This window comes from Rhizobium sp. BR 314 (assembly GCF_047445805.1).
Taxonomy (GTDB): Bacteria; Pseudomonadota; Alphaproteobacteria; order Rhizobiales; family Rhizobiaceae; genus Rhizobium; species Rhizobium lusitanum_B.
This window is the reverse complement of the sequence record NZ_JARWLA010000008.1, coordinates 150,848-175,164: the sequence shown is the minus strand read 5'-3', so window position 1 is coordinate 175,164 and position 24,317 is coordinate 150,848. Positions and strand designations below refer to the sequence as shown.

Here is a 24,317-nt window from a genome sequence, read left to right as displayed (position 1 = left end):
CCATAAACCAAATTCGTGCGACAGGAAAGTGACACGCAGCTTGGCTAAAAGCAAGAAGCGTGCCCATTGCAAATTTTCGAATGAACAAACCGTCCCCAGTTTAGCGTTGCGATAGCCACTGGTTGAATATGACAGCGGCTCGCCACCATACATTGGTGAGCCGGCATCGGCAATCTCGGCGCGAAAACGGAATGGGCTTTACACGGCCCGTTCGAAGGCCAGCCTTGAGAGACTCTGGACGGTGGTCATCAGCCGCTCAGGATCGACCGGCTTGACGATGACGGCGTCGGCTCCCGCGAGCAATGCCTGCCGACGGATCGACTCGCGGCTGTCGGCGGTCAACACGATAATTGGCAGTGCCGGCAATCCCTGTCGGCGCTCCTGTACGCGCAATTGCGCAAGCACGGCAGCGCCGGCGCCGCCGGGCATGTTGAAATCGGTGACGATCACGTCCGGCCGCGCGTCGACAATCTCCGCACGGGCACGCAGGCCATCGAAATCCTCGACCAGACGAACCCTGTGGCCGGCCTTGGCAAGCATGGCGCGAACGAGCATGCCGTTGACCGGATCATCCTCGCCAAGCAGGATCTCAAGCACGGGATCGTCTGCCTCGGGCGTTGTGATGCCGATCTCGGACACGCCGTCGAGCATCGTGTCGCGCTTTTCCATGCCGCGCATGCGACCGCTCAACACGTCGATCAGCGATTGCTCCCGCAGCGGCCGGATGAGCCAGGCGTCGAAGAGATCGAGCGGATGCGTGTTGCGCTCTTCCGGATTAACAAGGAAAATCTTGCGCAATGTTGGTATCGCCAGCTCATTTCCCTCGCGGAAGTAGAGCGGCGCCATGCGATGATCAACAATGAGATCGGTCCACCGTCCAGCCTCGCTGCCCTCGGAGGATCGTATCAGGACATCGATGTCGGCGGCACCGACCAGGTGGCAGTCGCCACCAAGAGTGCGGATAGTCTGTGCGATGGCGGAGCTTGCCGGCCCTTCGGGGGCGAGCAGCAGCACATGCGCGCCCTTGAGCACATCTTCGCGCCGGCTGGTTCCAGCGTCATCGTCAGCCAGACCGATGGGAAAGCTGATGGTGAATTCGGTGCCCTTGCCGCGCGCGCTGGCAACCTTGAGCCTGCCACCGAACTCACGCAGTATGCGCGCGGAGATCGCGAGCCCAAGCCCGGTGCCGGCACTTCTTTCGACAACAGTACCGGCCTGTTCAAATTCGCCGAAAATGCGAGCCTGCTCCTCTTCCGTCATGCCAGGACCAGTGTCCCGCACGGATATCGACAGGTCGTTTCCTTCCAGGGTGGCGCGAACGAGAACACCGCCCGTCTGGGTGAACTTCACCGCGTTGCCAAGGACATTGAACAGAACCTGACGCAACCGCGCAGGATCGAATTCCATCGTCTCGGGAACATCGGCGGCAACGGTCGCAGCGATTTCGATCCCTTTTTCATGGGCGCGATGAGCAAGCATCTCGACGACGCCTTCGAGCAGCGGCCGCAGCGCTTCCTTGCGCGGATGCAGCTGGAAGCGCCCTACTTCGATCGTGGAGAAATCAAGAAGGTCCTCCACCAGCTGGACCAGCGCGTGGCCCGATTGACGGATGCCCGTGAGATAATTGGCTTGCTCCAGCGTCAGCGGCGTCTGGGCAAGCAGATGGTTCATACCGAGAATGCCCGAGAGAGGCGTGCGGATCTCATGGCTGACGGTGGCCAGCAGCCTGGATTTCGCTGCGCTGTTATATTCGGCTTTCAGCCTGGCATCCTCGCGATTGCGCGCCGTCTGCCGCTCTTCCGTGACGTCACGAGCGACGCTTTGTATGCACAGCAGGCCGCTCGACGGATCGCGAAATATGACATCGTGCCAGGCAAAGATGCGGCGGCCTTCGAGCGTCTCGATCTCGGCATCCTGATGCTTGGCATCGGTGACGGCGCGGAAGACGATGCCGGTCTCTTCCAACGTCAAGCCCTCGGGGCTGGACTTTCCCGTCAGCTTGCGGAAGGTGGCATTGGCGTCGAGAATCTGCCGATCTATGCTGCGGATGACGGTGATGTCGCCAAGCGCATCATGGATGGTGGCAAGTAGGCTATTACTTTCCTTGCGCTCCCAAAGACGGTCATGGTCGCTCTCGCTGAAATCGGCAACGGAGACAGCAGGCGTCGCATCTGCCTTCCACACCTTCAGGAAGCCGGCAACTGCCAGTGCAAACGCCACGAGGCCAAGAACTCCGGCCAGCGCTAGCGGACCGCCGGCAAAGCCGATTGCAAGCAGCACAATACCGCCAACCAGACCGCCGCCATTCAGCCAATGGCGTTGCAGCCATCGTGGCTGTGCAGACGGCGCCGGGCGCCGTTCCGCCTCTCGCAAGGTCTCGGTCGATTCTGCGCGGGACAGTCCGTTCCCGGTCAACCCTTCGATCGATCGCGTTTCATCGCGAGTGATATCAGCGGCAGGCGTTCCCTGCAGTTTTGCCAAAGTGCTCATGCAATCTGGCTAGCATAAGCACCGTTCCCGATGCCTTCAGGGATTCGGTAGAATTTTACGCTTTGGCCTTTTTCGGCATCAGAAGTTCATCGAGAATGACACAGGCAGCCCCGACGGTGATGAAACTATCGGCCAGATTGAACACTGCGAAGGACCAGGTCTCGGTGTGAAAGAGGATGTAGTCGATCACATGGCCGTAGAGGAAGCGGTCGATCAGGTTGCCGAGCGCACCGGCGATAATCAGCGCAAAGCCCAGATGGGCCAGCCAGCGGTAATTGGGCGTATGCCGCCAGAGCCATAGCACGAAGGCAACGATAATGAGCCGCATGCCGACGATGAACCAGCCATCCATGCCTGACAGCATGGAAAAGGCGACACCAAGATTGTAGGTACGATAAAGCGCCAGCATCGGAACGACCGGCACCATTTCCTGCAACGGCAGCCAGTGATCCACCATGATCTTCACTGCTTGATCGAGAATGACGGCGATGACGATGAAGATCAGGATCGGCAAGGGTCTGGAAAACAGGGCCACTTTTGCAGGCGGCTGCGTATTGGTCTCGCTCTCGATCATCGGCTCTCGCTAAGGGTCAGAATGTAGCGGCGGGCTTCGAACAGCATGACTGCCGTCGCCACAGCTAGATTGAGGCTGTCGGCGCGGCCGGCCTGCGGGATGCGGGCAAGCGCATCGGCTTCTTTCGCCAGGACATCCGGCAGGCCGGATTGTTCGTTGCCCATCAGGATCACGACAGGCTTCCTCTTGTAATCGATGGTGCGGTAGTCGACCGCGCCGGCCAGATGCGTGGCGACGACGGAGACGTCGGCCTTCTTCTTCCAGGCGATAAACTCTTCCGGCGTCGCCTTGACGACGGGAACGGCGAAGACCGAACCCATGGTGGCGCGCACCGTTTCCAGCGAAAACGGATCGGTCGTCTCGCCGACGAGGATAACGCCGGAGGCGCCGGCCGCATCGGCGGTGCGGATGATGGTGCCGAGATTGCCGGGATCACGCACGCGGTCGAGCGCCACCCAGGTTTCGCCCGTCTTCGGCTTGACGTCCCGAAGCGGCCGCCAGCGCTGTTCGAAGACGCCGACCACCATCTGCGGATTGTCGCGACGGGTGATCGAGCCGATGACCTTTTCGCTGACCTCGAGCACCAGTCCACCTGCTGCCACCGTCTTGGCGGCCACCTGTTCGACCAGGGGCTTGCCCTTGGCGGCCTTGGCATAAACCAGTGTGCGGATCGTCCAGCCGAGTTCGAGCGCATCGATGACGAGCTTCAGGCCTTCGGCGAGAAAGGCACCGCTTTCCTCGCGGGACTTCTTGACCGTCAGCGCCTTGATATCCTTGACGATCGGATTGGCAAGCGAGGTGACCTCCTTGACCTGTCCGACCTTGCGCGGGCCGTCACTACGGAAATCCTGGTTCATTTCGGCACCCAGCGGCTGAAGAGAGAAGTGGAAAGCGCCCTGCCCGGCGTGCGGCCGTCGAGGCCAGCTTCGCGGATGACGAGCTCGCCGGATTCGACCGCGCCGCCGGCACCACGCATAGTTTCGCGCATCAGCTCATGGATCGAATAGAAGCTGGCGCGAATGGAATAGGCCGTTAGCACGAGGCCGAGCGCCTTCGGCGACAGGATCTCGCGGCAGATATCGAGCATCAGTGGCAGGTGCTCGAACAAATGCCAGACTTCGCCATTCGGGCCGCGGCCGAATTTCGGCGGGTCGGTGAGGATGATATCATATTTGTTGCCGCGCCGCTCCTCGCGCAGGATGAACTTCATCGCATCCTCGCAGATCCAGCGGATCGGCAGCTTTTCCATACGGCCCAAGGCCTGGTTCTCGCGCGCCCAGCCGATCGCCTTCTTGGAGGCATCGACATGGGTCACTTCAGCGCCGGCAGCGGCGGCCACCAGCGAGGCGACGCCGGTATAGCCGAAAAGGTTCAGGACCTTCAGCGGCCTTTTCGCGGCCTCGACCTGCTCCTTCATCCAGGCCCAGTGCACGATCTGTTCCGGGAAGACGCCGACGTGGCGGAACGCGGTGAAGCGGCCAAGAAAATCGACGCCGAGCAGTTGCAGCGGCCAGGTCTCGCCGAGCGCCTCGCGCGGGAAGCGCCAGCGGCCCATACCGTCCTCATCCGTGTCGCCGGTGAAGATGGCGTCGGCATTGTCCCATACATGCGAGGCAAGCGACGGCGGCCACAGCGCCTGCGCCTCCGGACGGACGACGCGATAGGGTCCGTACTGTTCGAGTTTCAGCCCATTGCCGCTATCGATTAGGTGAAAATCCCCGGCACCAAGCGACTCGAGAATGACGGGCACGCGCTCGGTCGGGCGCTCGCCGGTTCGGGCGATCAGCGGGCGTTCGGGCGTAGCGGCCGCAGGCGCAACGGTGCGCGGCTCGGCAACGCGCTCGCCATAATCGCGCGAAGGCTTGGCTGGCCTTGAATCACGCGCAGGCTTTGCCGGTGGCTTGCCGGGCATATCACGCCGGGGTTTTGCCCCTGGACCGCCCGCAGCTTTCTGGCTGGACCGGCTTTCCCTATGTTTCACCATGCTTGTCTCAAAATTGATATGTGCGTGCAAATAGCATCTGGCCGCCACTTGGCAAAGCGCTTTCCGATCTGCGATGATCCATACACAAAATGTCACATTGGGAGGATTGCGTATGGATATGACCGGCGAAGAGCGGATCGCAGCGCCCAGGGACGCCGTTTGGGCGGCACTGAACGATCCCGAAATCCTCAAGCAATGCATTCCCGGCTGTCAAAGTCTCGAGAGGATTTCTCCGACGGAATTGACCGCGACCGTGAAATTGAAGATCGGCCCGGTTTCCGCATCCTTTAACGGCGAGGTCACGCTTTCCAATATCAATGCACCGGAAAGCTACACGATATCGGGCGAAGGAAAGGGCGGAATTGCCGGCTTCGCCAAGGGCGGTGCCGATGTCGTGCTCAAGGAAGACGGCAACGATACGATCCTACAATACGAAGCCAAGGCGCAGGTCGGCGGCAAGATTGCGCAGCTCGGTTCCCGCCTGGTGGATTCCAGTGCAAAGAAGCTCGCCCAACAGTTCTTTGCTGATTTCACCGCCGCGATCAACGGCCGAGCAAGCGCCTGATTGCCGTCAAGGCATTTCGCGCCCATATGAAAGACATGACATTGGAATCCGATATCTGGTCGATCCGGCCAGCACGCGAACAGGATATGCAGCGCCTTGCCGAGATCTATCTCGACGTCCGGCGGCAAACATTCTCCTGGGTCAATCCCGATCACTTCACTCTGGAAGATTTCGCCATTCATACGGATGGCGAGCGCTTATCCGTTTGCGAAGACCGGCATGGAACGATCGCGGGGTTTGCGGCCATCTGGGAGCCGGATGACTTCATCCATATGCTCTATATTCTGCCCGCTTTTCAGGGGCGCGGCGCGGGCAAAGCCTTGCTTGCCGCGCTGCCGGATTGGCCGACACGCCGCTACCGGCTGAAATGCCTGGTCAAGAATGCGCGCGCCGTATCCTTTTATGAGACTCTCGGTTTCGAGATCATCGGCAACGGCGCCTCGCCGGAGGGCGATTACAAGGAGATGCGGCTTGCCGACCTCAACTCATTGTGAGGGAAGCTGGCCAGCAATCTGTTCGGCGCGTGTCCGATGCTTGTCGGCTTCCGCCTGCCAGCGCACGGCTTCCTGGGTCTGATTGCGGGCGCGCTTGCGATGCTTCCCCTGATTGAACCAGGTCACGGCGGCTCCGACGACCATGCCGAGGATCAACGCTGCAAACAGCAATACGAACAGCGGTGCATTCAGCGACAGCACCTGATCGTCCGGCCTGAAGGGGTTGAGCGCAAGCGTCACGGATTGCCGGTTGGCCACGCAGAATACGATCAGAATGATGCCGAGCGGCAGCAATATCAGTAGATTGACGATCTTCTTGGCCATTGCGCAGCTCCTCATCATCGCAAGCATCCCTGCGGCTGCAAGCATGCTGCTCTCAGCCGCAGAATAGAAAAGAGGCTGATGAATTCAAGTGCCACGGCGTCGCGGCACAATCATGTCCAAAGGGGCATGGACGGAAAAATCCGGTCGAAACGGCCGATCAATTGTCGTCGTCGTCTTCGTCGCCTGCGCCCGGATTCAGCCGCTCGCGCAGCTCCTTGCCGGTCTTGAAGAAGGGCACCCATTTTTCCTCGACGAAGACCGTGTCGCCGGTGCGCGGGTTGCGGCCGGAGCGCGAAGGCCGGTTCTTGACGGAGAAGGCGCCAAAGCCGCGAAGTTCGACCCGATTTCCGGCTGCGAGCGCATCGGTGATCTCATCGAGGACAGCGTTGACGATATTTTCGACGTCGCGGTGATAGAGATGCGGGTTGCGGGCGGCAACAATCTGCACCAATTCCGATTTGATCACGGCTACCCCCTTTAAATCATTGATTTATTAATCGGCTGCACCCTGCCAAACAGAAAGCAGGCCGTCAAGAAACAACTTCTCTGTCATGATCTTCTGGAGAGCATCTCCTTTAATTAAAGGATCATAACCCAGCATGTTGAGCAATCGGGAAGCCGCAGCCGGCCAAAAGAAGGATGAAGCCTTGTCTTCCGGCTTCCAATCGACGATCGGCAGATCCTTCTTGATCTTACGCGTTTCGAGGTAGGCGCGGATCTCGTCTTCGCCACCCAAAGTATCGATCAGCTTGTTCTGAAGCGCCTGACGACCGGTGAAAATGCTGCCGTCGGCAAGCTTCAATACCTGCTCGCGCGGCAGCTTGCGCCGATCGGCGACGAGATCGACGAACCAGCCGTAGCTGTCCATGACCATGTTGCGGATCATGTTCTTGGCGTCTTCGCTGGCCGGATGGAAGGGGGACGGCTCGGCCTTCAGCGGCGTCGACTTGATCTCGTCGAGGGAAACGCCGACCTTGTCGAGCAGATCCTTGAGCTGCGGATATTGGAAGATGACGCCGATCGAACCGGTGATCGAGGTATCGCCGGCAACGATATTATCGCCGGCAGCCGCAATCATATAGCCGGCGGAAGCGGCGACGGTGCGGATATCGGACACAACAGGCTTGTTGGCCGCAACAGCGCGGATCGCCTTGAAAATGCGCTCGCCGCCATAGGTCGTCCCGCCGGTCGAGGAGATGGATACGACCAGCGCCTTGACCTGATCATTGTCGTGGATCTTTTTCAGCCGATCGAGAAGCTCCGGATCGTCCTGGATGAGCCCGGAAATCGTGACGCGGGCGATTTGCGGGCCGCGCGTATCCGGCAGGTCGCTCGCAAAGAATCGATAGAACGCAAAACCGAGCATCACGAGTAGCAAAACGGCAATAATGCGCCAGAAACCAAGCTTGCGGCGCAATTGTCGCCGATCCGCGATTGCAGAACTGTCCATCACGCCTTATTTCTCCCTGAAATAAACTGAATACGACACCAACCGGATTACAACACCTTGAAACTGGCACAATCCTTAGAGAAAAGCCGTCTCGATTTTCGATGTCGCCGGCGGGACGTCGCTCTGCTGGTTCATCAGATAGGATATCGTCCCATCGGATGAAACTGATTTATGGCATATTTTCCCGCCAAATTTCTCTGGCTGCGGAAAAAAATCCATATTGGCAAGCCAGTGCAATAATGCGAAACGATCCGATAGGCTTTTTGACACGGCCCCGAATGGCGTGAATGCGGTTCTCCGGATCAGACAAAGACGGACCTGTTGCATGCTCAATACGATCGAGACCCCCGGCGAGACTAATCGCTCGCTGCCGCAGCGCAGCGCGTATAAGGATGCGATCTTCCATTCCGCGCGGGTGAGGAGACTAAAGGTGCTGTTGCCGCTCGCCGCGGTGATCGTCACGCTTATCTTTGTCGTCGTCTCGGTCGTCCGCGCCTATCTGCCGGCGGAAATTCAGATCGAAGGCGCCAAGATCGAAGACGGGAAGGTGGTCATGGAACGCCCGGCGATCGCCGGCCGCAACAAGGACGGCATCAATTACTCGATGCTGGCGGAAAAGGCGCTGCAAGACATCAAGAATCCGAACATGATCACGCTGAAGACGATCAAGGCATCCATGCCCGTCAATACCGACGTGATCGCCCATGTAACGGCCCAAAGCGCCGATTTCGACCGCCAGGCCGACACGCTCAAGCTGACGGAACCCTTCGTCATCCAAATGGACAATGGCCTGCGCGCCGAATTCAAGACCGCGTTCCTGGATGTCAAGAAGGGAGACCTGTCGAGCCAGGACCAAGTTGCCATCTCCCGAGGCGGCATGTCGGTTGTTGCGCGTTCGCTCAAGATGACGGATAAGGGTAGCGTAATCCAGTTCGACGGGCAGGTTCGGATGAATATCGAACCGTCCGCTCTCCACAATTCATCTAGCGAACAGAAGCCGGGCGGTTCATGATAAATTATTGGCAAAATTCAATTTTCCACTCCGGCTTACGCAAGGCCGGTCTCCTGTGCGCCGTTAGCACGCTCGCATTCTTCGCAGCCGCCGAAGCAGGCGCGCAGTCGACGACAAGCACGATGCCGGGCCTTGCCCTTTCCAAGGATCAGCCGATTCAGATCGAAAGCGACAAGCTGGAAATTCACGATCAGGAAAACCAGGCGGTATTTACGGGCAACGTCAAGGTGGTTCAAGGAACCACGACGATGCAGTCCGGCAAGATGACCGTCTTCTACAAGAAGAAGCAGGCGGGCGACGCCAACAAGCAGGCAGACAATCCGGTCGCCAAGGCCGCCAAGGAGCAGAACGAGTCGCTCGTCTCAGGAAACGCCAATATCGACCACATTCTGGTGACCGACAAGGTTTACCTCGTTTCCGGCACGCAGACGGCGACCGCCGACGACGGTTCCTTCGACATGACCAACCAGCTCGCCGTCCTCAAAGGCAAGAAGGTTGTGCTGACGGACGGACCGAATGTTTTCACCGGTTGTCAGCTCACCGTTCATATGGCGACCGGCGAAGCGCAGCTGGATTCCTGTGGGGGTCGCGTTCAGATTCAGCTCGACCCAAAGTCTCAGCAAGTGCAGCAGCAACAGAAGAAAAACTGATACTGGCCCCCTCGTGACGACATCGACCACCACCCTACCCGGCATGCCCGGACCGTCTTCTGCGACATCCGGCACGCCGGCCGCGGATAAAGCACGCTATCAGGGCACCCTGATCGCGCGCGGCCTCACAAAGACCTATCGTACCCGGCGCGTCGTCAATGGCGTCTCGCTGGTGGTACGACGCGGTGAGGCAGTTGGCCTGCTTGGACCGAACGGTGCCGGCAAAACCACCTGCTTCTACATGATCACCGGCCTTGTGCCGGTCGATGAGGGCACGATCGAGATCGATGGCAACAACGTCACCTCGATGCCGATGTACCGGCGCGCGCGCCTAGGCGTCGGCTACCTGCCGCAGGAAGCGTCGATCTTCCGCGGCCTGACGGTGGAGGAAAACATCCGCGCCGTTCTCGAAGTCCACGAGAAGGACAAGACGAAGCGCGAGCGCAAGATCGACGAGCTGCTGGAAGAGTTCCACATTCGCAATCTGCGCACGGTGCCTGCGATCGCGCTTTCGGGCGGCGAGCGGCGACGCCTCGAAATCGCCCGCGCATTGGCGACCGACCCGACATTCATGCTGCTCGACGAGCCTTTTGCCGGCGTCGATCCGATCTCCGTCGCCGACATCCAGAACCTCGTGCACCATCTGACGGCACGCGGCATCGGCGTGCTGATCACCGACCACAATGTTCGCGAAACGCTAGGCCTGATCGACCGCGCTTACATCATCCATGCGGGTGAGGTGCTGACCCATGGCAGAGCCAACGACATCGTCAGCAATCCCGAAGTTCGCAAACTCTATCTAGGCGACAATTTCAGCCTTTGATTGGCTGAAATTCTGCCAGTTCGCCCGTTGATATTGTCAGGATACACCACGCCGCCGAAATCTATTTTCGGCCGCATAGTTCCGCTTGACCAAAACCTATAAAAAAGCAATTTTTGGGCCAGTTGGAATTTCGCAAAGATCTTGGAGACGAAGACCGCGAATTCCGGAGGAATTCAAGGGGAGTCCTGCGTCCGCCATGGCATTATCGGCCAATCTTTTCCTGCGCCAAAGCCAAAGCCTGGTGATGACACCGCAACTGATGCAATCCATCCAGTTGCTGCAGATGACTCATTTTGAACTGAACCAGTTCATCGCGCAGGAAGTCGAGAAGAATCCGCTGCTGGAATTTGCGTCAAATGACGAGGATTTGGGCGGCTATGGCGAACGCGAGGCAAAGGACGAGCGCTTCGAAATGGCGGGTGAAACGGCGGGGGAACCCGCAGGCGATACCCGCAACGACGGTTTCGAAGGCGGCGGCGACGACCTTGCCAGCGACTGGTACGAAAGCGACAATACCGGCCATGCCGACAGGCTGAGCAATGAGCTCGACACGAATTTCGGCAACGTCTTTTCCGACGATGCGAGCCCGCAGCGCGCCGACGCGCCGGAGCTTCTCAGCCAATGGAAATCAATGCCCGGCGGCGAAGCGGGCGAAAGCTACGATCTGGATGATTTCGTTGCTGGCCAGGTATCACTGCGAGATCACCTGAACGAACAAATCCCTTTCTCGCTTCCCGCGATGGGCGACCGGTTGATCGCCCAGCATCTCGTTGACCAGTTGGACGATACCGGCTATCTCCGCGCCGATCTCAGCGAAACGGCCGAGCGCCTCGGCTCGACCATCGGCGAGGTGGAGCGCGTGCTGAATACGCTGCAGCTCCTCGATCCTCCGGGTGTTTTCGCTCGTTCGCTCAGCGAATGCCTGGCAATCCAGCTTCGGCAGAAGGATCGCTTCGATCCGGCCATGGAGCGGCTGATCGAAAATCTGGAGCTGCTTGCCCGGCGCGATTTTGCGACGCTGAAAAGGCTCTGCGGCGTCGACGAGGAAGATCTCCTCGACATGATGGCGGAAATCCGCCAGCTGAACCCGAAGCCCGGCAGCGGCTTCGAAACCGGCATATCCGAGGCGATCATGCCCGATATCGTGGTGCGTCCGTCTGCGGACGGCAGCTGGCTGGTGGAGCTCAATCCCGATGCCCTACCCCGCGTGCTGGTCAGCCAGTCGTACTTCGCCTCCGTATCGAAGACCAGCCAGGACCACGCCTTCCTGTCGGAGTGCCTGCAGAACGCCAACTGGCTGACCCGCAGCCTGGATCAGCGTGCCAAGACGATCATGAAAGTTGCCAGCGAAATTGTGCGGCAGCAGGATGCTTTCCTCATCAACGGCGTCGATCATTTGCGGCCGCTTAACCTCAAAACTGTGGCCGACGCCATCAAAATGCATGAGTCGACGGTGAGCCGCGTGACCTCGAACAAGTATATGCTGACGCCGCGCGGGCTGTTCGAGCTCAAATATTTCTTCACGGTTTCGATCAACGCCGTCGAGGGTGGCGACGGCCATTCCGCGGAAGCCGTGCGCCACAAGATCCGTCTGCTGATATCGAACGAGAGCCCGAATGCGGTGCTTTCCGACGACGATATCGTCGATACGCTAAAGAAGGGCGGCATTGAACTTGCTCGCCGTACGGTTGCAAAATACCGCGAAGCGATGAACATCCCCTCGTCCGTACAGCGACGCCGAGAGAAGCGAGCACTGGCAAAAGTCGGCAGTTTCTGACGATTGACGATCTTCAATCTCAGATTGTCGATCTCCTAATAGTCCGTTAAGATGCAGTTGACTTTCCCATGCGGCAAGGCTAGAAGCCCGCCGCAATCGCTGCAAGACAGCACGACCATGAAACTTATCCCCATCATCCCGAAGGCGGCCGATATACGCAATTTGTCTTTGACCGCGTGAAGTGCTTGGATGAGCTTGAGGCTTGGCGTAAACTGGTACGCGCAATAACCACTACAAGAAGGGAAACTCCATGAGTGTGCGTGTCTCCGGTAAACATATGGAAATTGGTGACTCCTTCCGCCAGCGGATCGAGGACCAGATCGGTATGGCCGTGACGAAATACTTCGACGGGGGGTATTCGGGTCAGGTAACTGTGCACAAGTCCAGCTCGCGCTTTGCGGCCGATTGCAAGCTTCATCTCGACAGCGGTGTCGTATTGCATGCAGCCGGCGAAGCCATGGACCCGCAGCTTGCTTTCGACGCAGCGTCCGAGCGTATCGAAAAGCGTCTGCGACGCTACAAGCGCAAACTCAAGGACCATCAGGCCAGCAATCACGCAAACGGCCATATCGAAGTCGCCTACACCGTCATGGACGGCGTACCGGATGACGACGAAGAGGTCCCAGCCGATTTTGCGCCGGCGATCGTTGCCGAAAGCACGAAACAATTGAAGACCATGTCGGTCGCGACCGCCGTGATGGCGCTCGATATGACAGACGAGCCGTTGCTGCTCTTCCGCAGCCCGGGCAAGGAACACCTCAACATCGTCTACCGTCGACAGGACGGTAACATTGGCTGGATAGACGCGGCCAATATCAAAGGCTGAGAATAGAAGATGAGCGGCGACTGCGCGTAACGTTAGCCGGCCGCCGCTCCCGTTTACCGGTTCTCGGCGACACGAAGGATAAAGAGAATGGCATTGGCAGATTTGCTACACCAAGATGCGATCATCCCCGCCTTGAAGGCAAATTCCAAAAAACAACTGCTTCAGGAGCTGGCAGCCAAGGCCTCCAAACTGACCGGACTGCCCGAGCGCGAGATCTTCGACGTCGTGCTGCAGCGCGAGCGTCTGGGCTCTACCGGCGTCGGTAACGGCATTGCCATTCCGCACGGCAAGCTTGCCAGCATCAAATCCATCGCAGGAATTTTCGCACGCCTGGAAGCGCCGGTCGATTTCGAAGCGCTGGACGACCAGCCGGTCGATCTCGTCTTCCTGCTGCTGGCGCCTGAAGGCGCAGGTGCAGACCACCTCAAGGCACTCTCCCGCATCGCCCGCGTTTTGCGAGACCAGGATCTGGTCGCGAAGCTGCGCGCCACAGATTCCGCCTCCGCAATCTACGCCTTCCTCAACGAAGAACAGGCTTCCAACGCCGCCTGACGACTGGATCGCATCGGACCAAGGCAAAAATAAGAGCCGGATGATCTGAGATCGTCCGGCTCTTATTTTTTATGCCCATGGCGGCTCGGCGTTTCCTGGAAGCTGCGAACCGCCCTTCTGCTTTTAGGCAATTGCTCAAGGAAGGCATCTTGCGCCTTCCGCGATTGCTTCGCCTAAAGGATCAGGCGTCCTTCTCATCCAGCGGGCTGTTGGCGCCCTGCTCGGCGTTCTCGACGATCTTCGGGCCACCCTTGGCGACACCGACCATAGCCGGGCGCAGAACGCGATCGCCAATGACGAAGCCGGCCTGCACGACCTGGACGACCGTGTTGTTCGGCACTTCCGGGTTCGGCACTTCGAACATGGCCTGGTGGAAATTGGGGTCGAACTTCTGGCCGATCGGCTCAAGCTGGCGCACGCCATGGCGCTCCAGGGCCGAAAGCATCGAACGCTCGGTCATCTCAACGCCTTCGATCAGCGTGTTCAGGCCAGCATCACCGCTGGCGCGTGAGTCCGCAGGAATGGCATCCAGCGTGCGACGCAGATTATCCGCCACCGAGAGCATGTCTCGGGCGAAGCTTGCCACGGAATAGGACTTGGCATCCTTCACATCGCGCTCAGTGCGGCGACGAAGATTGTCCATCTCGGCGGCGAGGCGCAGGTAGCGATCGCGAAGTTCGCCATTCTCGGCCTTCAGCAGCTCAACCGGATCCGGTTGAGACGGATCCGCCGTTTCAACGGTTTCCGCAACATCCTGCGCAAAATCCGCTGAAGTGTCGGCCGCCGTGGCGTCAGGTCCGGTTTTCGTTGTTTCGTCGGTCATGACGGTCTCCGAATTGCTTTGTCTTTTAGATGTGCCCGATATCGAGGTTTAGCCGGAAAAAATCAAGGCTTTGTCGAGAAGAAGAGCCAATTCGCGGCTTTGCAGCCATGGCGAGTTGGGCCTTCGCGCGAGATGCCGCTCCGGACTTCGCCTGTTCAGTCCCCCTCCCCGGTGATATGTTGAAATACATCTCAGCACAGAGTGAGGTGAGATCGATGTCGAGTGGCAAATCCCTTTCAGGCAAATGTTTCTGCGGCGCAGTGGAACTTGCAGTCGATGGCGAGCCAATAGCGATGGGTTACTGCCACTGCGACTCGTGTCGGGAGTGGTCGGCGGGACCGGTCAACGCCTTCTCGCTCTGGCCGCCGCAGGCCGTTCACATAACCCGCGGCGCGGACAAGATCGGCGGCTACCAGAAAACCGAGAAGAGCGTGCGCAAATGGTGCACGGTCTGCGGCGGGCATCTCTTGACCGAACATCCGCTGTGGGGCGTCACCGACGTCTACGCTGCGGTCCTGCCCGACCTCGATTTTCAGCCGGTGCTGCACGTCAACTATGAGACCACTGTGTTACATCTGAAGGACGGATTGCCGAAGCAGAAGGATTTTCCGGCCGAAATGGGTGGATCTGGAACGCTGCTTCCCGATTGACGGCTACCGTCGGATCGCCTTCCTCACATTCCAGGCCGCGACAGTCTCGAGATGAGCTGCGCCGTGTAGTCCACCATGGGCACGATACGGGCATAATTCAGCCGCGTCGGACCGATGACGCCGACTGCGCCAACGATACGGTCATCCTCGTCGCGGTAGGGCGCGACGATGAGCGAAGAGCCTGACAGCGAGAAGAGCTTGTTTTCCGAGCCGATGAAGATGCGCACGCCGGGGCCGCTTTCAGCAAGGTTCAGGATCTCGATGAGGCTGTCCTTCTTTTCGAGATCGTCGAATAGCAGGCGCAGGCGATCCAGATCCTCCGCGCCGCCGACCTCTGCCAGCAGGTTGGCATGGCCGCGCACGATAAGCTGTGTCGGCTTGCCATCGTCATCATCGCCCGACAGCACGGCAATACCGCGCTCGACCAGCTGATGCGACAGGCTATCCAGCTCGCTGCGCACACTGTCCTTCAGATTTTGCAGCTGCCGGCGCAGCTCCGGCAGGGTCTGACCCGTCATATGAGCGTTGAGGAAATTGGCGGCTTCCGTCAGCTGCGACGAGGTGATGCCCGCCGGCAATTCGATGATCCGGTTCTCGACCTGATCGTGATCGCCGACCAGCACAGCAAGCGCCTTGGTCGCCTCCAGGCGGATGAACTCCACGTGCTTCAGCACAGGATCGCTCTTGGCGGTGATGACCAGACCTGCACCGCGCGAAATGCCCGAAAGCATGCGGCTCGCCTCGGTCATCACGGATTCCATCGGCTGGTCGCGATGGCTGCCGCGCACCTGACGGTCGATGCTGGCGCGATCCTCGGCGGAGAGATCGCCGACCTGCATGAAGGCATCGACGAAAAAGCGCAGACCAACCTGAGTCGGCAGACGGCCGGCACTGATATGCGGCGAATAGATGAGCCCGAGCTCTTCGAGGTCGCTCATGACATTGCGCACGGAGGCAGGCGAAAGCGACATCGGCAGCAGACGGGAGAGATTGCGTGAGCCCAGCGGTTCGCCGTTCTCCAGATAGCCTTCGACGATGCGACGGAATATTTCCTTGGAGCGTTCGTCAAGCGCAGCAATGACATCCGAAACCGACGATGTCGTGAATACCATTTCGCTGCCAAATCCGTTCCGTTGAGCCTTAGCGAAAATATAATCACTCGGTTAGCAATCGCAAAAGGGAAAAATGCGGTGGGCGCCGGAGTGTGGCCTTTCAGCCTGCTTTTCCTTTGCAAAACCCGGCTGCGGGTCGTAGAAGCGGTCGACAAACTTTCAGGAGAGTGGAATGCGGCCTTCAGGTAGAAAAACCGACCAGATGCGCAAAGTGTCGTTCGAGCGTAATTTTTCCAAGCATGCGGAAGGCTCGTGCCTGGTCAAGTTCGGCGATACGCATGTGCTCTGCACGGCCAGCCTCGAAGACAAGACGCCGCCATGGCTGCGCAACAGCGGCAAGGGCTGGGTCACGGCCGAATACGGCATGCTGCCGCGTGCAACGGGCGAGCGCATGAAGCGCGAAGCTGCCGCCGGCAAGCAGGGCGGCCGCACGCAGGAAATTCAGCGCCTCATCGGCCGGTCGCTTCGCGCCGTCGTCGACCTGAAGGAACTTGGCGAGCGGCAGATCACCGTCGACTGCGACGTCATCCAGGCTGATGGCGGCACCCGCACGGCGTCGATCACAGGTGGCTGGATCGCCCTCTACGACTGCCTGAAGTGGATGGAAAGCCGCAACATGGTCAAGGTCGAGCGCGTGCTGAAAGACCATATCGCCGCCATCTCCTGCGGCATCTTCGCCAATCAGCCGGTGATCGATCTGGACTATCTCGAGGACTCCTCGGCCGAAACCGATGCCAACTTCGTCATGACGGGCAAGGGCGGTATCGTGGAGATCCAGGGAACGGCTGAGGGCGCGCCTTTCAGCGAAGAGGAATTCGCGACGCTGATGGGCCTTGCCAAGAACGGCATTGCCGGGCTGGTGGAACTGCAGAAGCAGGCGATCGCGTAAGGACATATTGCAATGGCAGACGCGGTCCTCGGAAGCATCCTTGAAACGGCTCTCTACGCAGACAATCTCGACGCTGCCGAAGCCTTTTACGGAGGTACTCTCGGGCTGGAGAAGGTCTCACGCGGCGGCAACCGCCATGTGTTTTATCGTTGCGGACCGGGCGTGCTCCTGATCTTCAACAGCGAGGAAACCGTGAAGCCGCACGAACCGGGCTCCCTGCCCGTGCCACCGCATGGCACCAAGGGTCCCGGTCACGTCTGCTTCCGCGTCGATGGCGACGAGATCGAGGCCATGGCGCAGAAGCTGAAGGCTGCTGGCATCGCCATCGAAGCCGATTTTCACTGGCCGAACGGTGGCCGTTCGATTTACTTCCGCGATCCGGCCGGCAACAGCCTGGAATGCGCCGAACCCCGCATCTGGGGCTTTTGACGGGACAAGACATGCGAAAGCTCGATACCAAGACCATCGTCGTCGCCAGCCACAATGCCGGCAAGATCCGCGAAATACAGGATCTAATCGGCCCCTTCGGCTTTACCGCCAAATCGGCTGCCGAGCTCAACTTCATCGAGCCGGACGAGACCGGTACGACATTCGAGGAAAACGCCACGATCAAGGCACTTGCTTCGGCCAAGGCTTCCGGCCTGCCGGCTCTATCGGACGATTCCGGTCTGGTGATCGATGCGCTCGGCGGCGATCCCGGCGTCTACACCGCCAACTGGGCAGAAACCGCCGACGGCACCCGTGATTTCGCGATGGCGATGCAGAAGGTCGAAACCGCGCTCGAAAAGGCCGGCGCCATCTCTCCGAAAAGCCGGACTGCGCGTTTCGTCAGCGTGCTTTGCCTCGCATGGCCCGATGGCCATACCGAGCTTTTCCGCGGCGAAGTGGAAGGCACGGTCGTTTGGCCGCCGCGAGGGACACAGGGTTTCGGCTACGATCCGGTTTTCAAGCCTGAAGGCTACAACGCCACCTTCGGCGAGATGAGCGCCGACCAGAAGCACGGCTGGAAGCATGGCGACTCGCACGCGTTGTCCCACCGCGCTCGCGCCTTCAAGATTTTTGTCGAAACCTGCCTGGAGGCGTAAGCTTACTTCGTGGAAATCGTGGACACACAGGACTTGATGCGCGGAGCGCAATTGCTACCCGATACCGGCGAACCTGGTTTCGGGGTCTATGTCCATTGGCCGTTTTGCGCTGCCAAATGTCCCTATTGCGATTTCAACAGCCATGTCCGCCATCAGCCTGTCGATCAAGAACGTTTCGCCACCGCTTTCCTGAAGGAAATGGCGACGATGCGGATGCTCAGTGGCCCGAAGACGGTGACAAGCGTCTTCCTCGGCGGCGGCACTCCTTCGCTGATGAAGCCTGAAACAGTCGGCGCGATCCTCGACGGCATTGCCAAGACCTGGCACATGCCTGACGGTATCGAAATCACCATGGAAGCCAATCCCTCGAGCGTCGAGGCGGAGCGCTTTCGCGGCTATCGCGCGGCCGGCGTCAACCGTGTATCGATGGGCGTGCAGGCCTTGAACGACCGCGACCTGAAATTCCTGGGGCGCCTACACGATGTCGCCGATGCGCTGAAGGCGATCAAGCTGGCGCGCGAGATCTTCCCGCGCATGTCCTTCGACCTTATCTATGCCCGCCCCAACCAGACCGTCGAGGAATGGGAACGCGAGCTGAAAGAGGCGATCTCCTATGCCGTCGACCACCTCTCGCTGTACCAGCTGACGATCGAAGAGGGCACACCCTTCTACGGCCTCCATAAGGCAGGCAAGCTGATCGTGCCGGATGGCGATCAATCGGCGCTGCTCTATGAGGCGACGCAGGAGATTACCGAGCGTGAGGGCATGCCGGCCTACGAGGTCTCCAACCACGCGCGCCCTGGCGCCGAGAGCCGGCACAATCTCACCTATTGGCGCTATGGCGACTATGCCGGCATTGGCCCCGGCGCTCACGGTCGCTTGACCCACGGACCGCAGAAGTTGGCAACCGCCACAGAGCGTAAGCCGGAAAGCTGGCTCGAGATGGTCGAGCGTGACGGTCACGGCATGGTCGACCAGGAGATGCTTGGCTTCGATGAGCAGGCAGATGAATTGCTGCTGATGGGGCTGCGGCTGCGCGAAGGCGTCGACCTCGCCCGCTGGCAGCAGCTCTCCGGTCGCGATCCCGATCCGCAGCGCGAGGCATTTTTACTGGAACACGGTTTCATAGAGCGGATCGGCAATTCCCGCCTGCGCTGCACGCCTGCGGGAATGCTGGTTCTCGACTCCGTCGTCGCCGATCTCGCTTGTTAATCACCTCCCCTTGAAGGGGAGGTCGCCGTACAGCGGCGAGTGGGGGTGACCGCTGAAGACCAATTGAGGCTTCAGTGTTTACTCAGATCACCCCGCCCCAGCACTATGTGCCGACCCTCCTCCTCGAGGGGAGGGTGAAGAGACGTCCATCGATCGCCGCAAGGCCGAGCGCGATCATCGCCATGCCGATGAAGTGCTTCGGCTGCAGATCTTCGCCAAGGATGAGCGCGCCGAGCAGAATGGCGCTGACGGGGATGAGGAAGGTCACCAGCATCAGGTTGGTGGCGCCCGCCGTCGCGAGGATACGGAAAAACAACACATAGGCAACGGAAGTCGACAGAATGGCGAGGCCGGCAAGTGCAAGCCATGTCTCCGCCGACGGTACTGCGAGCGTCCAGGGACGATCGACAATGAGCGCGATGGGCAGCAGCAGAACTGTCGACGCTGTGACTTGGCCGGCGGCTGGAATGATCGGCGCCAGGCCCATGCGACGGAAACGGCGGCCGAATATGCCGGCCAGCGAGTAGCTGAGAGCGGCGCCCAACACGGCTAGCTGTGCCAGCACATTCGAGCCGAGGCTTGCAAGCACCGAGGGGCCGATCATCAAGGCCACGCCGGCAAAGCCGACAATGACGCCGATCAGGCGATTGGCAGTCATCTTCTCATCCGTCGTCAGCAAGTGTGCAACGATGACGGCAAAGAGCGGTGTGGTAGCGTTGAGGATCGACGCCAATCCGCTGGCAATGTGTGTCTGCCCCCAAACGATGAGCAGGAAGGGAATGACGTTGTTGAGAAAGCCCATCCCGAAGAAGGCAAGCCAAGCCTGACGGTCTTGCGGCATGGAATGGCCTGTCGCCCGCACAATGATGTTCAGGGCGATTGCCGCCAGCCCGACCCGGGCCGCGACGATGGTGAATGGCGGAAGTTCGCGCACCAGGATGCCGTTGAACATGAAAGATCCGCCCCAAAGAATGGATAGCCCGACCAACATGCTCCACTCGACTGCACCCATGGATTTCTGAGGCATGAGATCAACTCCGGTGTTTAATGATTGAGTTTTACTTACCATCGACATCGACGGAAAATACTGTAATATCGCCGATTTATTAGGATAATCTGCCAAGACACTTGCTCTGACAAACGAGTCTTTCTCGGAATATGGTTTAGCTCAACTCAATCGTTATGGATCAACTGCCGTCTCTTTCCGCCCTGCGCGCCTTCGAAGCTTCAGCCCGGCACCTCAGCATGACGCTGGCTGCGAGCGAGCTGCATGTGACGCCGGGCGCCATCAGCCTGCAGGTCCGCGATCTCGAAAGCGCGCTCGGCGTGCGGCTTTTCGAGCGGCGAACGCGCAGTCTTGCCTTGACTACGGATGGCGCTGAATACTTCGCGACGATGCGAACGGCCTTTCGGCTCATTCGCGAGGCGACCGCTGCGCTGGCCATGCGCTCGAAAGACACAGTCTTGACCCTCACCTGCACGGCCGGCTTTGCCACGCATTGGCTGGTGCCGCGGCTGAGGCGCTTCGAGGAGGCGCATCCCGACATCGACCTTCGCATCAGCGCTTCGCATCGGATGATGGATTTCCAGCGGGACGGAATAGACATCGCCATTCGCCATGGCCTTGGCGGCTATGAGGGGTTGGCGAGCGAAAGGCTACTCGATGATGAATATGTGCCGATGTGCACGCCCGAGATGGCTGAGGCGCTCGGTACCTCACCCACGGCTGACGCTCTCGCAAATCTCACGCTGATCCACGACGTCTATCGGCGGGATTGGGAGCTTTGGCTGCAGGCGGCTGGCGCGACCCGCGTGGATGCCACGCATGGCCCGGTCTTTACCGACGGCATGGGCGCCTATCACGCCATGAAAGCCGGGCTAGGGATTGCGCTGATGCGCCGCTCCTTCGTGGAGCAGGAGTTGGCCGAGGGAACGCTCATCGCGCCCTTCCCCATCGGGCTTGCAAGCGCATTCGCCTATCATCTCGTCTATCCGCCCGGCGCATTGGAAAGGCCGGCAATTGCGACCCTGCGTGCCTGGCTGTTTTCCGAGGTTTCCCGCACGACACCGCTGGCTTGAGCGACACGCGCTTCAAACACGACAGGGCGCAGGGTTGACGGCCGCGTCTTCGCATAGCCGGCTAATAGCATACAAGAAAAAGAAACGGCCGACTTTTGAGCCGGCCGTAAACATGATGAAATGCCGATCGCGAGGCTTACTCGTTGATAAGGCGCTTCAGCAGCTCGATCTCATGCGACAGCTTGCTATCGCCGGCAATCAGTTCCTCGATCTTGCGCACGGCGTGCAGCACGGTCGTATGGTCGCGGCCACCGAAGCGACGGCCGATCTCCGGGAAGGAACGCGGCGTCAGGGTCTTCGACAGATACATTGCGATCTGACGCGGCTTGACGATGACGCGCGTGCGGCGGTTGGAAACCAGCTCCTGACGCGAGACGTTGTAGTGGCGTGCGACGATGCGCTGGATGTCTTCGATGCGGACGCGGCGCGGCTCACCGGAGCCGACCAGATGCGCAAGCAGTTCGTCAACGCGCTCGACCGTCAGGTTCGGCTCGAACGAGCGACGGAAGATGAGTTGGTTGAAGGCGCCTTCCAGTTCGCGGCCGCTTGCCGTGACATTGCGAGCGACGTGGGACAAAAGCTCGGCCGGGATTTCCAGCGACGGATCGTCCTGACGGGCAGCATCCAGGCGGCGCTTGAGGATCTCGAGGCGCATTTCATAGTCCGGCGCCTCGACTTCGATCGCAACACCGCCCTGCAGACGCGAACGGACGCGCGGATCGAGCGATTCCAGCTCCCAGGGAGCGCGGTCGGCAGCAACGACGACCTGCTTGGCGCTGTCGAGCAGCATATTCAGCAGATGGCAGAATTCGTGCTGGATCATCTTGCCCTGCAGGAACTGCATGTCGTCGATGATGAGCAGATCAATGTTGCGCAGCGAGTCCTTCAGAGTCAGCGCATCATTGTCGCGGATCGCGGTTGCGAAGCGCCACATGAAGTATTCGGCGGTCAGATAGACCACGCGCAGGCCGCGCGGGTTCTGAACAGCCGCATTGGCAATCGCCTGCAGCAGATGCGTCTTACCGAGACCGACCGTCGCGTGAACGAAGAGCGGGTTGAAGCGCACGGCGCCGGAACCGGCCTCTGCGATGGTCTTTGCGGCAGCAAGGCTGACGCGGTTCGAGCCGCCTTCGACGAAGGTATCGAAAGTGAAACGAGAGTCGAGCGGGGAGCCGAACAGCGGCGAACCCGATGTCGACGGCCGGGCAGCAGCAGCCGCGCTCACAGCCTGCGCAACGGCCTGGCCAGCCGGCTGGGCAACCGCACGGCGGATCGGCGCGACGGCAGCCTGATCCGGCACCACGGCCTGTTCTTCAGCCGAAGGCTTCGTGCCTTGACGGGCTGCGGTGCGCACCAGAATTTCGACCTTCAAAATCTCTGCATCTTCAGCCTGAAAGAGGCCGGTAATCAGCTCGAGATAGCGATTGTTGATCCACGACTTCAGAAAGGTCGTCGGAACGGTAAGGCGAACGACGCTCTTGGAGACCGAGTGAAGCTTCAGCCGGGCAAACCAGCTAGCATAGACATCCGGGCCGACCTGAGCCTTCAAGCGCGCGCTGACGCGCTCGAACAGAACATTTTGCGCCACGTCTCCCTTTTCCCCCGCCGCATCCAGGCAAACAGCGCCGAACGCCGGTGCATTGTCCCCATTTTCCAACGCACCCGCCGTTCTCGTATGTATCTGCATTATAATGCCGCCTTCCACAGTCTCTTATGGGGCAAGGCAGCAAAGCGCCATCGCCCCTGGGTCTTCGCCAAGGCATGGTGGTCGCGCTCGTTGTCCAAGCAGCGCCGCATACCGGTTCATCAGCCGAGCCCAGCCAATGGGCTATACAGAAGCACTATGGCGAAAACCGAGCTTCAATGCGGCCTTCGTCCTGGCGTCTGTAGTTGGAGCATCAGTCGGTCCTCGTATTCCGACCGGCTGCCCCAACGGCTGTCAACTTTTCTCCCCTCCCAGCAGCCACGTCATCGACCGGCCGCAAAGGACAGACAAGCTAGCTCGTTCCGCAAGCGTTGCCGCCTCCGGCTTTAACTCGTCAACTGTTTGAAAAAACGGAACTGAACCGCTCCGTCACAAGAGACAAAACCACCCACGCCGCCATTAGTGACGGTGTTCGCAAAAGCCGTTTAAGGTGAGATCCGCGCCCCTTGTTGAAATGCATTTAGGCAGGATCGAGGGCAGATATCAACGATGAATTTTACACAAAATTAAGAGGCAGCCATTGACTCTGGAGGTCAATTTTGACTGTCACAAGCCCTTCAAAAAAGAATCGCTGTTGAATCAAAGAGATTCCCGTTCGGCGCGATTCTTGTGGCTTTCAAAACAAAAAAAATAAAAAATCCCTTGACTCACTTGTGAGCCGGCAACGCGTCACGCAGATCACGCAGCGCTGAGATATCCTGCCATAACCCTTTGTTTTCAAAGGTATATTTCTGTCACGCCACTGACATGATCAGCTAGTCGATTTTGGCATTGCGGCATTTTTTTGGCTGAATCCAAAAAGCCCGGCACAAGGGCCGGGCTTAAGTGTAACGACGAAATCGTTAAGAGAATGTTAGGCGGTCGGTGCCGACAGAGCCTTCACACGCTTTGCAAGACGCGAAACCTTGCGGGAAGCGGTGTTGGCGTGAAGCACGCCCTTGGTAGCTGCGCGGGCCAGTTCCGGCTGAGCAGCGATGAAGGCTGCCTTCGCGCGATCCGCATCACCCGATGCGATGGCTTCTTCGACCTGGCGAACGAAAGTGCGAACGCGCGAGCGACGAGCCTTGTTGACTTCAGTGCGGCGGGCGATCTTGCGGGTCGCTTTTTTCGCCGAGGTAGTATTGGCCATGTATGCCTCTCTTAGAATTCGAACATAACTCCATCGTTGCAGTGCGGGCCCTGCGGCCACTTCATCCAGCAATGCGGGAGCAATTGCGGAAAACCAGAGCGGCTTTCCAAAC

25 protein-coding genes and 1 pseudogene are annotated in these 24,317 nt (G+C 59.5%); 14 read left to right on the top strand and 12 right to left on the bottom strand.

Annotation, left to right across the window (positions count from 1 at the left end):
- Positions 1–198 precede the first annotated feature (198 nt).
- Genes QD461_RS13880 through QD461_RS13865 form a run of 4 tightly spaced genes read right to left on the bottom strand, consistent with a single transcriptional unit; the run spans position 199 to position 5,045 of the window.
- Positions 199–2,490 carry a hybrid sensor histidine kinase/response regulator gene (locus QD461_RS13880; protein ID WP_414088283.1) on the bottom strand — a complete coding sequence of 764 codons (2,292 nt, stop codon included), beginning with the start codon at positions 2,488–2,490 and terminating at the stop codon, positions 199–201.
- A 55-nt stretch (positions 2,491–2,545) separates the two neighbouring features.
- Positions 2,546–3,064, bottom strand: coding sequence for a signal peptidase II (gene lspA / locus QD461_RS13875; protein ID WP_414088282.1), 519 nt, complete (start codon positions 3,062–3,064; stop codon positions 2,546–2,548).
- Complete coding sequence (locus QD461_RS13870; protein WP_414088281.1) at positions 3,061–3,921, bottom strand: TrmH family RNA methyltransferase; 861 nt, start codon at positions 3,919–3,921, stop codon at positions 3,061–3,063. Before QD461_RS13870 ends, lspA begins: the two co-directional genes overlap by 4 nt.
- Positions 3,918–5,045 carry a class I SAM-dependent methyltransferase gene (locus QD461_RS13865; RefSeq protein WP_414088310.1) on the bottom strand — a complete coding sequence of 376 codons (1,128 nt, stop codon included), beginning with the start codon at positions 5,043–5,045 and terminating at the stop codon, positions 3,918–3,920. The genes QD461_RS13870 and QD461_RS13865 overlap by 4 nt, the downstream gene beginning before the upstream one ends.
- 115 nt (positions 5,046–5,160) lie before the next feature.
- On the opposite strand from QD461_RS13865, the gene QD461_RS13860 reads away from it, so the two are divergent.
- Entirely contained in the window at positions 5,161–5,613 is a 453-nt protein-coding gene (locus QD461_RS13860) for an SRPBCC family protein (protein WP_184706461.1), read from the top strand.
- A 35-nt stretch (positions 5,614–5,648) separates the two neighbouring features.
- Entirely contained in the window at positions 5,649–6,107 is a 459-nt protein-coding gene (locus QD461_RS13855; protein WP_414088280.1) for an N-acetyltransferase family protein, read from the top strand.
- Here QD461_RS13855 and QD461_RS13850 read toward each other — a convergent pair.
- The 3 genes from QD461_RS13850 to sppA form a co-directional block, all read right to left on the bottom strand.
- The gene (locus tag QD461_RS13850) at positions 6,099–6,431 is read right to left on the bottom strand and encodes a LapA family protein (protein WP_414088279.1); all 333 of its coding nucleotides are present in this window, start codon (positions 6,429–6,431) and stop codon (positions 6,099–6,101) included. The genes QD461_RS13855 and QD461_RS13850 overlap by 9 nt on opposite strands.
- 157 nt (positions 6,432–6,588) lie before the next feature.
- The gene (locus QD461_RS13845) at positions 6,589–6,897 is read right to left on the bottom strand and encodes an integration host factor subunit beta (protein WP_007695350.1); all 309 of its coding nucleotides are present in this window, start codon (positions 6,895–6,897) and stop codon (positions 6,589–6,591) included.
- A 27-nt stretch (positions 6,898–6,924) separates the two neighbouring features.
- Positions 6,925–7,881 carry a signal peptide peptidase SppA gene (gene sppA, locus QD461_RS13840; RefSeq protein WP_414088309.1) on the bottom strand — a complete coding sequence of 319 codons (957 nt, stop codon included), beginning with the start codon at positions 7,879–7,881 and terminating at the stop codon, positions 6,925–6,927.
- Between the two features lie 325 nt (positions 7,882–8,206).
- Between sppA and lptC the strand changes: the two genes are divergently transcribed.
- The 6 genes and pseudogenes from lptC (at position 8,207) to ptsN (ending at position 13,521) form a co-directional block, all read left to right on the top strand.
- On the top strand, positions 8,207–8,893 hold the full coding sequence (gene lptC / locus QD461_RS13835; protein WP_184706453.1) for an LPS export ABC transporter periplasmic protein LptC: 687 nt from the start codon (positions 8,207–8,209) through the stop codon (positions 8,891–8,893).
- Positions 8,890–9,543: an LptA/OstA family protein gene (locus QD461_RS13830; RefSeq protein WP_414088278.1), complete on the top strand. Its 654-nt coding sequence runs from the start codon at positions 8,890–8,892 to the stop codon at positions 9,541–9,543. The genes lptC and QD461_RS13830 overlap by 4 nt, the downstream gene beginning before the upstream one ends.
- A 79-nt stretch (positions 9,544–9,622) precedes the next feature.
- Positions 9,623–10,366 (top strand): annotated as a pseudogene (lptB, locus tag QD461_RS13825) (LPS export ABC transporter ATP-binding protein); the annotation flags it as partial.
- 196 nt (positions 10,367–10,562) lie between these two features.
- Positions 10,563–12,143 carry an RNA polymerase factor sigma-54 gene (gene rpoN, locus QD461_RS13820; protein WP_414088277.1) on the top strand — a complete coding sequence of 527 codons (1,581 nt, stop codon included), beginning with the start codon at positions 10,563–10,565 and terminating at the stop codon, positions 12,141–12,143.
- Between the two features lie 250 nt (positions 12,144–12,393).
- On the top strand, positions 12,394–12,969 hold the full coding sequence (gene hpf, locus QD461_RS13815) for a ribosome hibernation-promoting factor, HPF/YfiA family (protein WP_004120733.1): 576 nt from the start codon (positions 12,394–12,396) through the stop codon (positions 12,967–12,969).
- Positions 12,970–13,056: 87 nt separating this feature from the next.
- On the top strand, positions 13,057–13,521 hold the full coding sequence (gene ptsN, locus QD461_RS13810; RefSeq protein ID WP_184706447.1) for a PTS IIA-like nitrogen regulatory protein PtsN: 465 nt from the start codon (positions 13,057–13,059) through the stop codon (positions 13,519–13,521).
- Between the two features lie 181 nt (positions 13,522–13,702).
- On the opposite strand, the gene grpE is transcribed toward ptsN, so the two are convergent.
- On the bottom strand, positions 13,703–14,344 hold the full coding sequence (gene grpE / locus QD461_RS13805) for a nucleotide exchange factor GrpE (protein WP_414088276.1): 642 nt from the start codon (positions 14,342–14,344) through the stop codon (positions 13,703–13,705).
- 215 nt (positions 14,345–14,559) lie between these two features.
- Between grpE and QD461_RS13800 the strand changes: the two genes are divergently transcribed.
- Positions 14,560–14,994: a GFA family protein gene (locus QD461_RS13800; protein WP_414088275.1), complete on the top strand. Its 435-nt coding sequence runs from the start codon at positions 14,560–14,562 to the stop codon at positions 14,992–14,994.
- Positions 14,995–15,017: 23 nt separating this feature from the next.
- Here the strand turns inward: QD461_RS13800 and hrcA are convergent, their stop codons facing one another.
- Entirely contained in the window at positions 15,018–16,106 is a 1,089-nt protein-coding gene (gene hrcA, locus QD461_RS13795; protein ID WP_184706442.1) for a heat-inducible transcriptional repressor HrcA, read from the bottom strand.
- Positions 16,107–16,278: 172 nt separating this feature from the next.
- On the opposite strand from hrcA, the gene rph reads away from it, so the two are divergent.
- The 4 genes from rph to hemW are packed head-to-tail and all read left to right on the top strand — an operon-like array spanning position 16,279 to position 19,292.
- Positions 16,279–16,995, top strand: a complete 717-nt coding sequence (rph, locus tag QD461_RS13790; RefSeq protein WP_414088274.1) for a ribonuclease PH — start codon at positions 16,279–16,281, stop codon at positions 16,993–16,995.
- 12 nt (positions 16,996–17,007) lie between these two features.
- Complete coding sequence (locus QD461_RS13785; protein WP_414088273.1) at positions 17,008–17,424, top strand: VOC family protein; 417 nt, start codon at positions 17,008–17,010, stop codon at positions 17,422–17,424.
- Between the two features lie 11 nt (positions 17,425–17,435).
- Complete coding sequence (gene rdgB / locus QD461_RS13780) at positions 17,436–18,080, top strand: RdgB/HAM1 family non-canonical purine NTP pyrophosphatase (protein ID WP_414088272.1); 645 nt, start codon at positions 17,436–17,438, stop codon at positions 18,078–18,080.
- A 36-nt stretch (positions 18,081–18,116) separates the two neighbouring features.
- Positions 18,117–19,292 (top strand): radical SAM family heme chaperone HemW, encoded by a 1,176-nt coding sequence (gene hemW, locus QD461_RS13775; protein WP_414088308.1) that lies wholly within the window; start codon positions 18,117–18,119, stop codon positions 19,290–19,292.
- 103 nt (positions 19,293–19,395) lie between these two features.
- Here hemW and QD461_RS13770 read toward each other — a convergent pair whose 3' ends face one another.
- Positions 19,396–20,319 (bottom strand): DMT family transporter, encoded by a 924-nt coding sequence (locus QD461_RS13770; protein WP_414088271.1) that lies wholly within the window; start codon positions 20,317–20,319, stop codon positions 19,396–19,398.
- 155 nt (positions 20,320–20,474) lie between these two features.
- Here QD461_RS13770 and gcvA point away from each other — a divergent pair, with 155 nt between their 5' ends.
- Positions 20,475–21,371, top strand: coding sequence for a transcriptional regulator GcvA (gcvA, locus tag QD461_RS13765; RefSeq protein ID WP_414088270.1), 897 nt, complete (start codon positions 20,475–20,477; stop codon positions 21,369–21,371).
- A gap of 136 nt (positions 21,372–21,507) precedes the next feature.
- Here the strand turns inward: gcvA and dnaA are convergent, their stop codons facing one another.
- Both dnaA and rpsT read right to left on the bottom strand, forming a co-directional pair.
- Positions 21,508–23,058, bottom strand: coding sequence for a chromosomal replication initiator protein DnaA (gene dnaA / locus QD461_RS13760; RefSeq protein ID WP_414088269.1), 1,551 nt, complete (start codon positions 23,056–23,058; stop codon positions 21,508–21,510).
- Between the two features lie 871 nt (positions 23,059–23,929).
- Positions 23,930–24,205, bottom strand: a complete 276-nt coding sequence (gene rpsT, locus QD461_RS13755) for a 30S ribosomal protein S20 (protein WP_184706426.1) — start codon at positions 24,203–24,205, stop codon at positions 23,930–23,932.
- Between the last annotated feature and the right edge of the window lie 112 nt (positions 24,206–24,317).

Coding starts and splice junctions, on each gene's coding strand:
- hpf (WP_004120733.1), top strand. CDS start 12,394: ATGAGTGTGCGTGTCTCCGGTAAACATATGGAAATTGGTGACTCCTTC.
- QD461_RS13870 (WP_414088281.1), bottom strand. CDS start 3,921: ATGAACCAGGATTTCCGTAGTGACGGCCCGCGCAAGGTCGGACAGGTC.
- QD461_RS13800 (WP_414088275.1), top strand. CDS start 14,560: ATGTCGAGTGGCAAATCCCTTTCAGGCAAATGTTTCTGCGGCGCAGTG.
- QD461_RS13850 (WP_414088279.1), bottom strand. CDS start 6,431: ATGGCCAAGAAGATCGTCAATCTACTGATATTGCTGCCGCTCGGCATC.
- QD461_RS13860 (WP_184706461.1), top strand. CDS start 5,161: ATGGATATGACCGGCGAAGAGCGGATCGCAGCGCCCAGGGACGCCGTT.
- rpsT (WP_184706426.1), bottom strand. CDS start 24,205: ATGGCCAATACTACCTCGGCGAAAAAAGCGACCCGCAAGATCGCCCGC.
- gcvA (WP_414088270.1), top strand. CDS start 20,475: ATGGATCAACTGCCGTCTCTTTCCGCCCTGCGCGCCTTCGAAGCTTCA.
- lptC (WP_184706453.1), top strand. CDS start 8,207: ATGCTCAATACGATCGAGACCCCCGGCGAGACTAATCGCTCGCTGCCG.
- QD461_RS13855 (WP_414088280.1), top strand. CDS start 5,649: ATGACATTGGAATCCGATATCTGGTCGATCCGGCCAGCACGCGAACAG.
- QD461_RS13785 (WP_414088273.1), top strand. CDS start 17,008: ATGGCAGACGCGGTCCTCGGAAGCATCCTTGAAACGGCTCTCTACGCA.
- QD461_RS13770 (WP_414088271.1), bottom strand. CDS start 20,319: ATGCCTCAGAAATCCATGGGTGCAGTCGAGTGGAGCATGTTGGTCGGG.
- rpoN (WP_414088277.1), top strand. CDS start 10,563: ATGGCATTATCGGCCAATCTTTTCCTGCGCCAAAGCCAAAGCCTGGTG.
- sppA (WP_414088309.1), bottom strand. CDS start 7,881: ATGGACAGTTCTGCAATCGCGGATCGGCGACAATTGCGCCGCAAGCTT.
- QD461_RS13830 (WP_414088278.1), top strand. CDS start 8,890: ATGATAAATTATTGGCAAAATTCAATTTTCCACTCCGGCTTACGCAAG.
- ptsN (WP_184706447.1), top strand. CDS start 13,057: ATGGCATTGGCAGATTTGCTACACCAAGATGCGATCATCCCCGCCTTG.
- hrcA (WP_184706442.1), bottom strand. CDS start 16,106: ATGGTATTCACGACATCGTCGGTTTCGGATGTCATTGCTGCGCTTGAC.
- grpE (WP_414088276.1), bottom strand. CDS start 14,344: ATGACCGACGAAACAACGAAAACCGGACCTGACGCCACGGCGGCCGAC.
- hemW (WP_414088308.1), top strand. CDS start 18,117: ATGCGCGGAGCGCAATTGCTACCCGATACCGGCGAACCTGGTTTCGGG.
- rdgB (WP_414088272.1), top strand. CDS start 17,436: ATGCGAAAGCTCGATACCAAGACCATCGTCGTCGCCAGCCACAATGCC.
- QD461_RS13880 (WP_414088283.1), bottom strand. CDS start 2,490: ATGAGCACTTTGGCAAAACTGCAGGGAACGCCTGCCGCTGATATCACT.
- rph (WP_414088274.1), top strand. CDS start 16,279: ATGCGGCCTTCAGGTAGAAAAACCGACCAGATGCGCAAAGTGTCGTTC.
- dnaA (WP_414088269.1), bottom strand. CDS start 23,058: ATGCAGATACATACGAGAACGGCGGGTGCGTTGGAAAATGGGGACAAT.
- lspA (WP_414088282.1), bottom strand. CDS start 3,064: ATGATCGAGAGCGAGACCAATACGCAGCCGCCTGCAAAAGTGGCCCTG.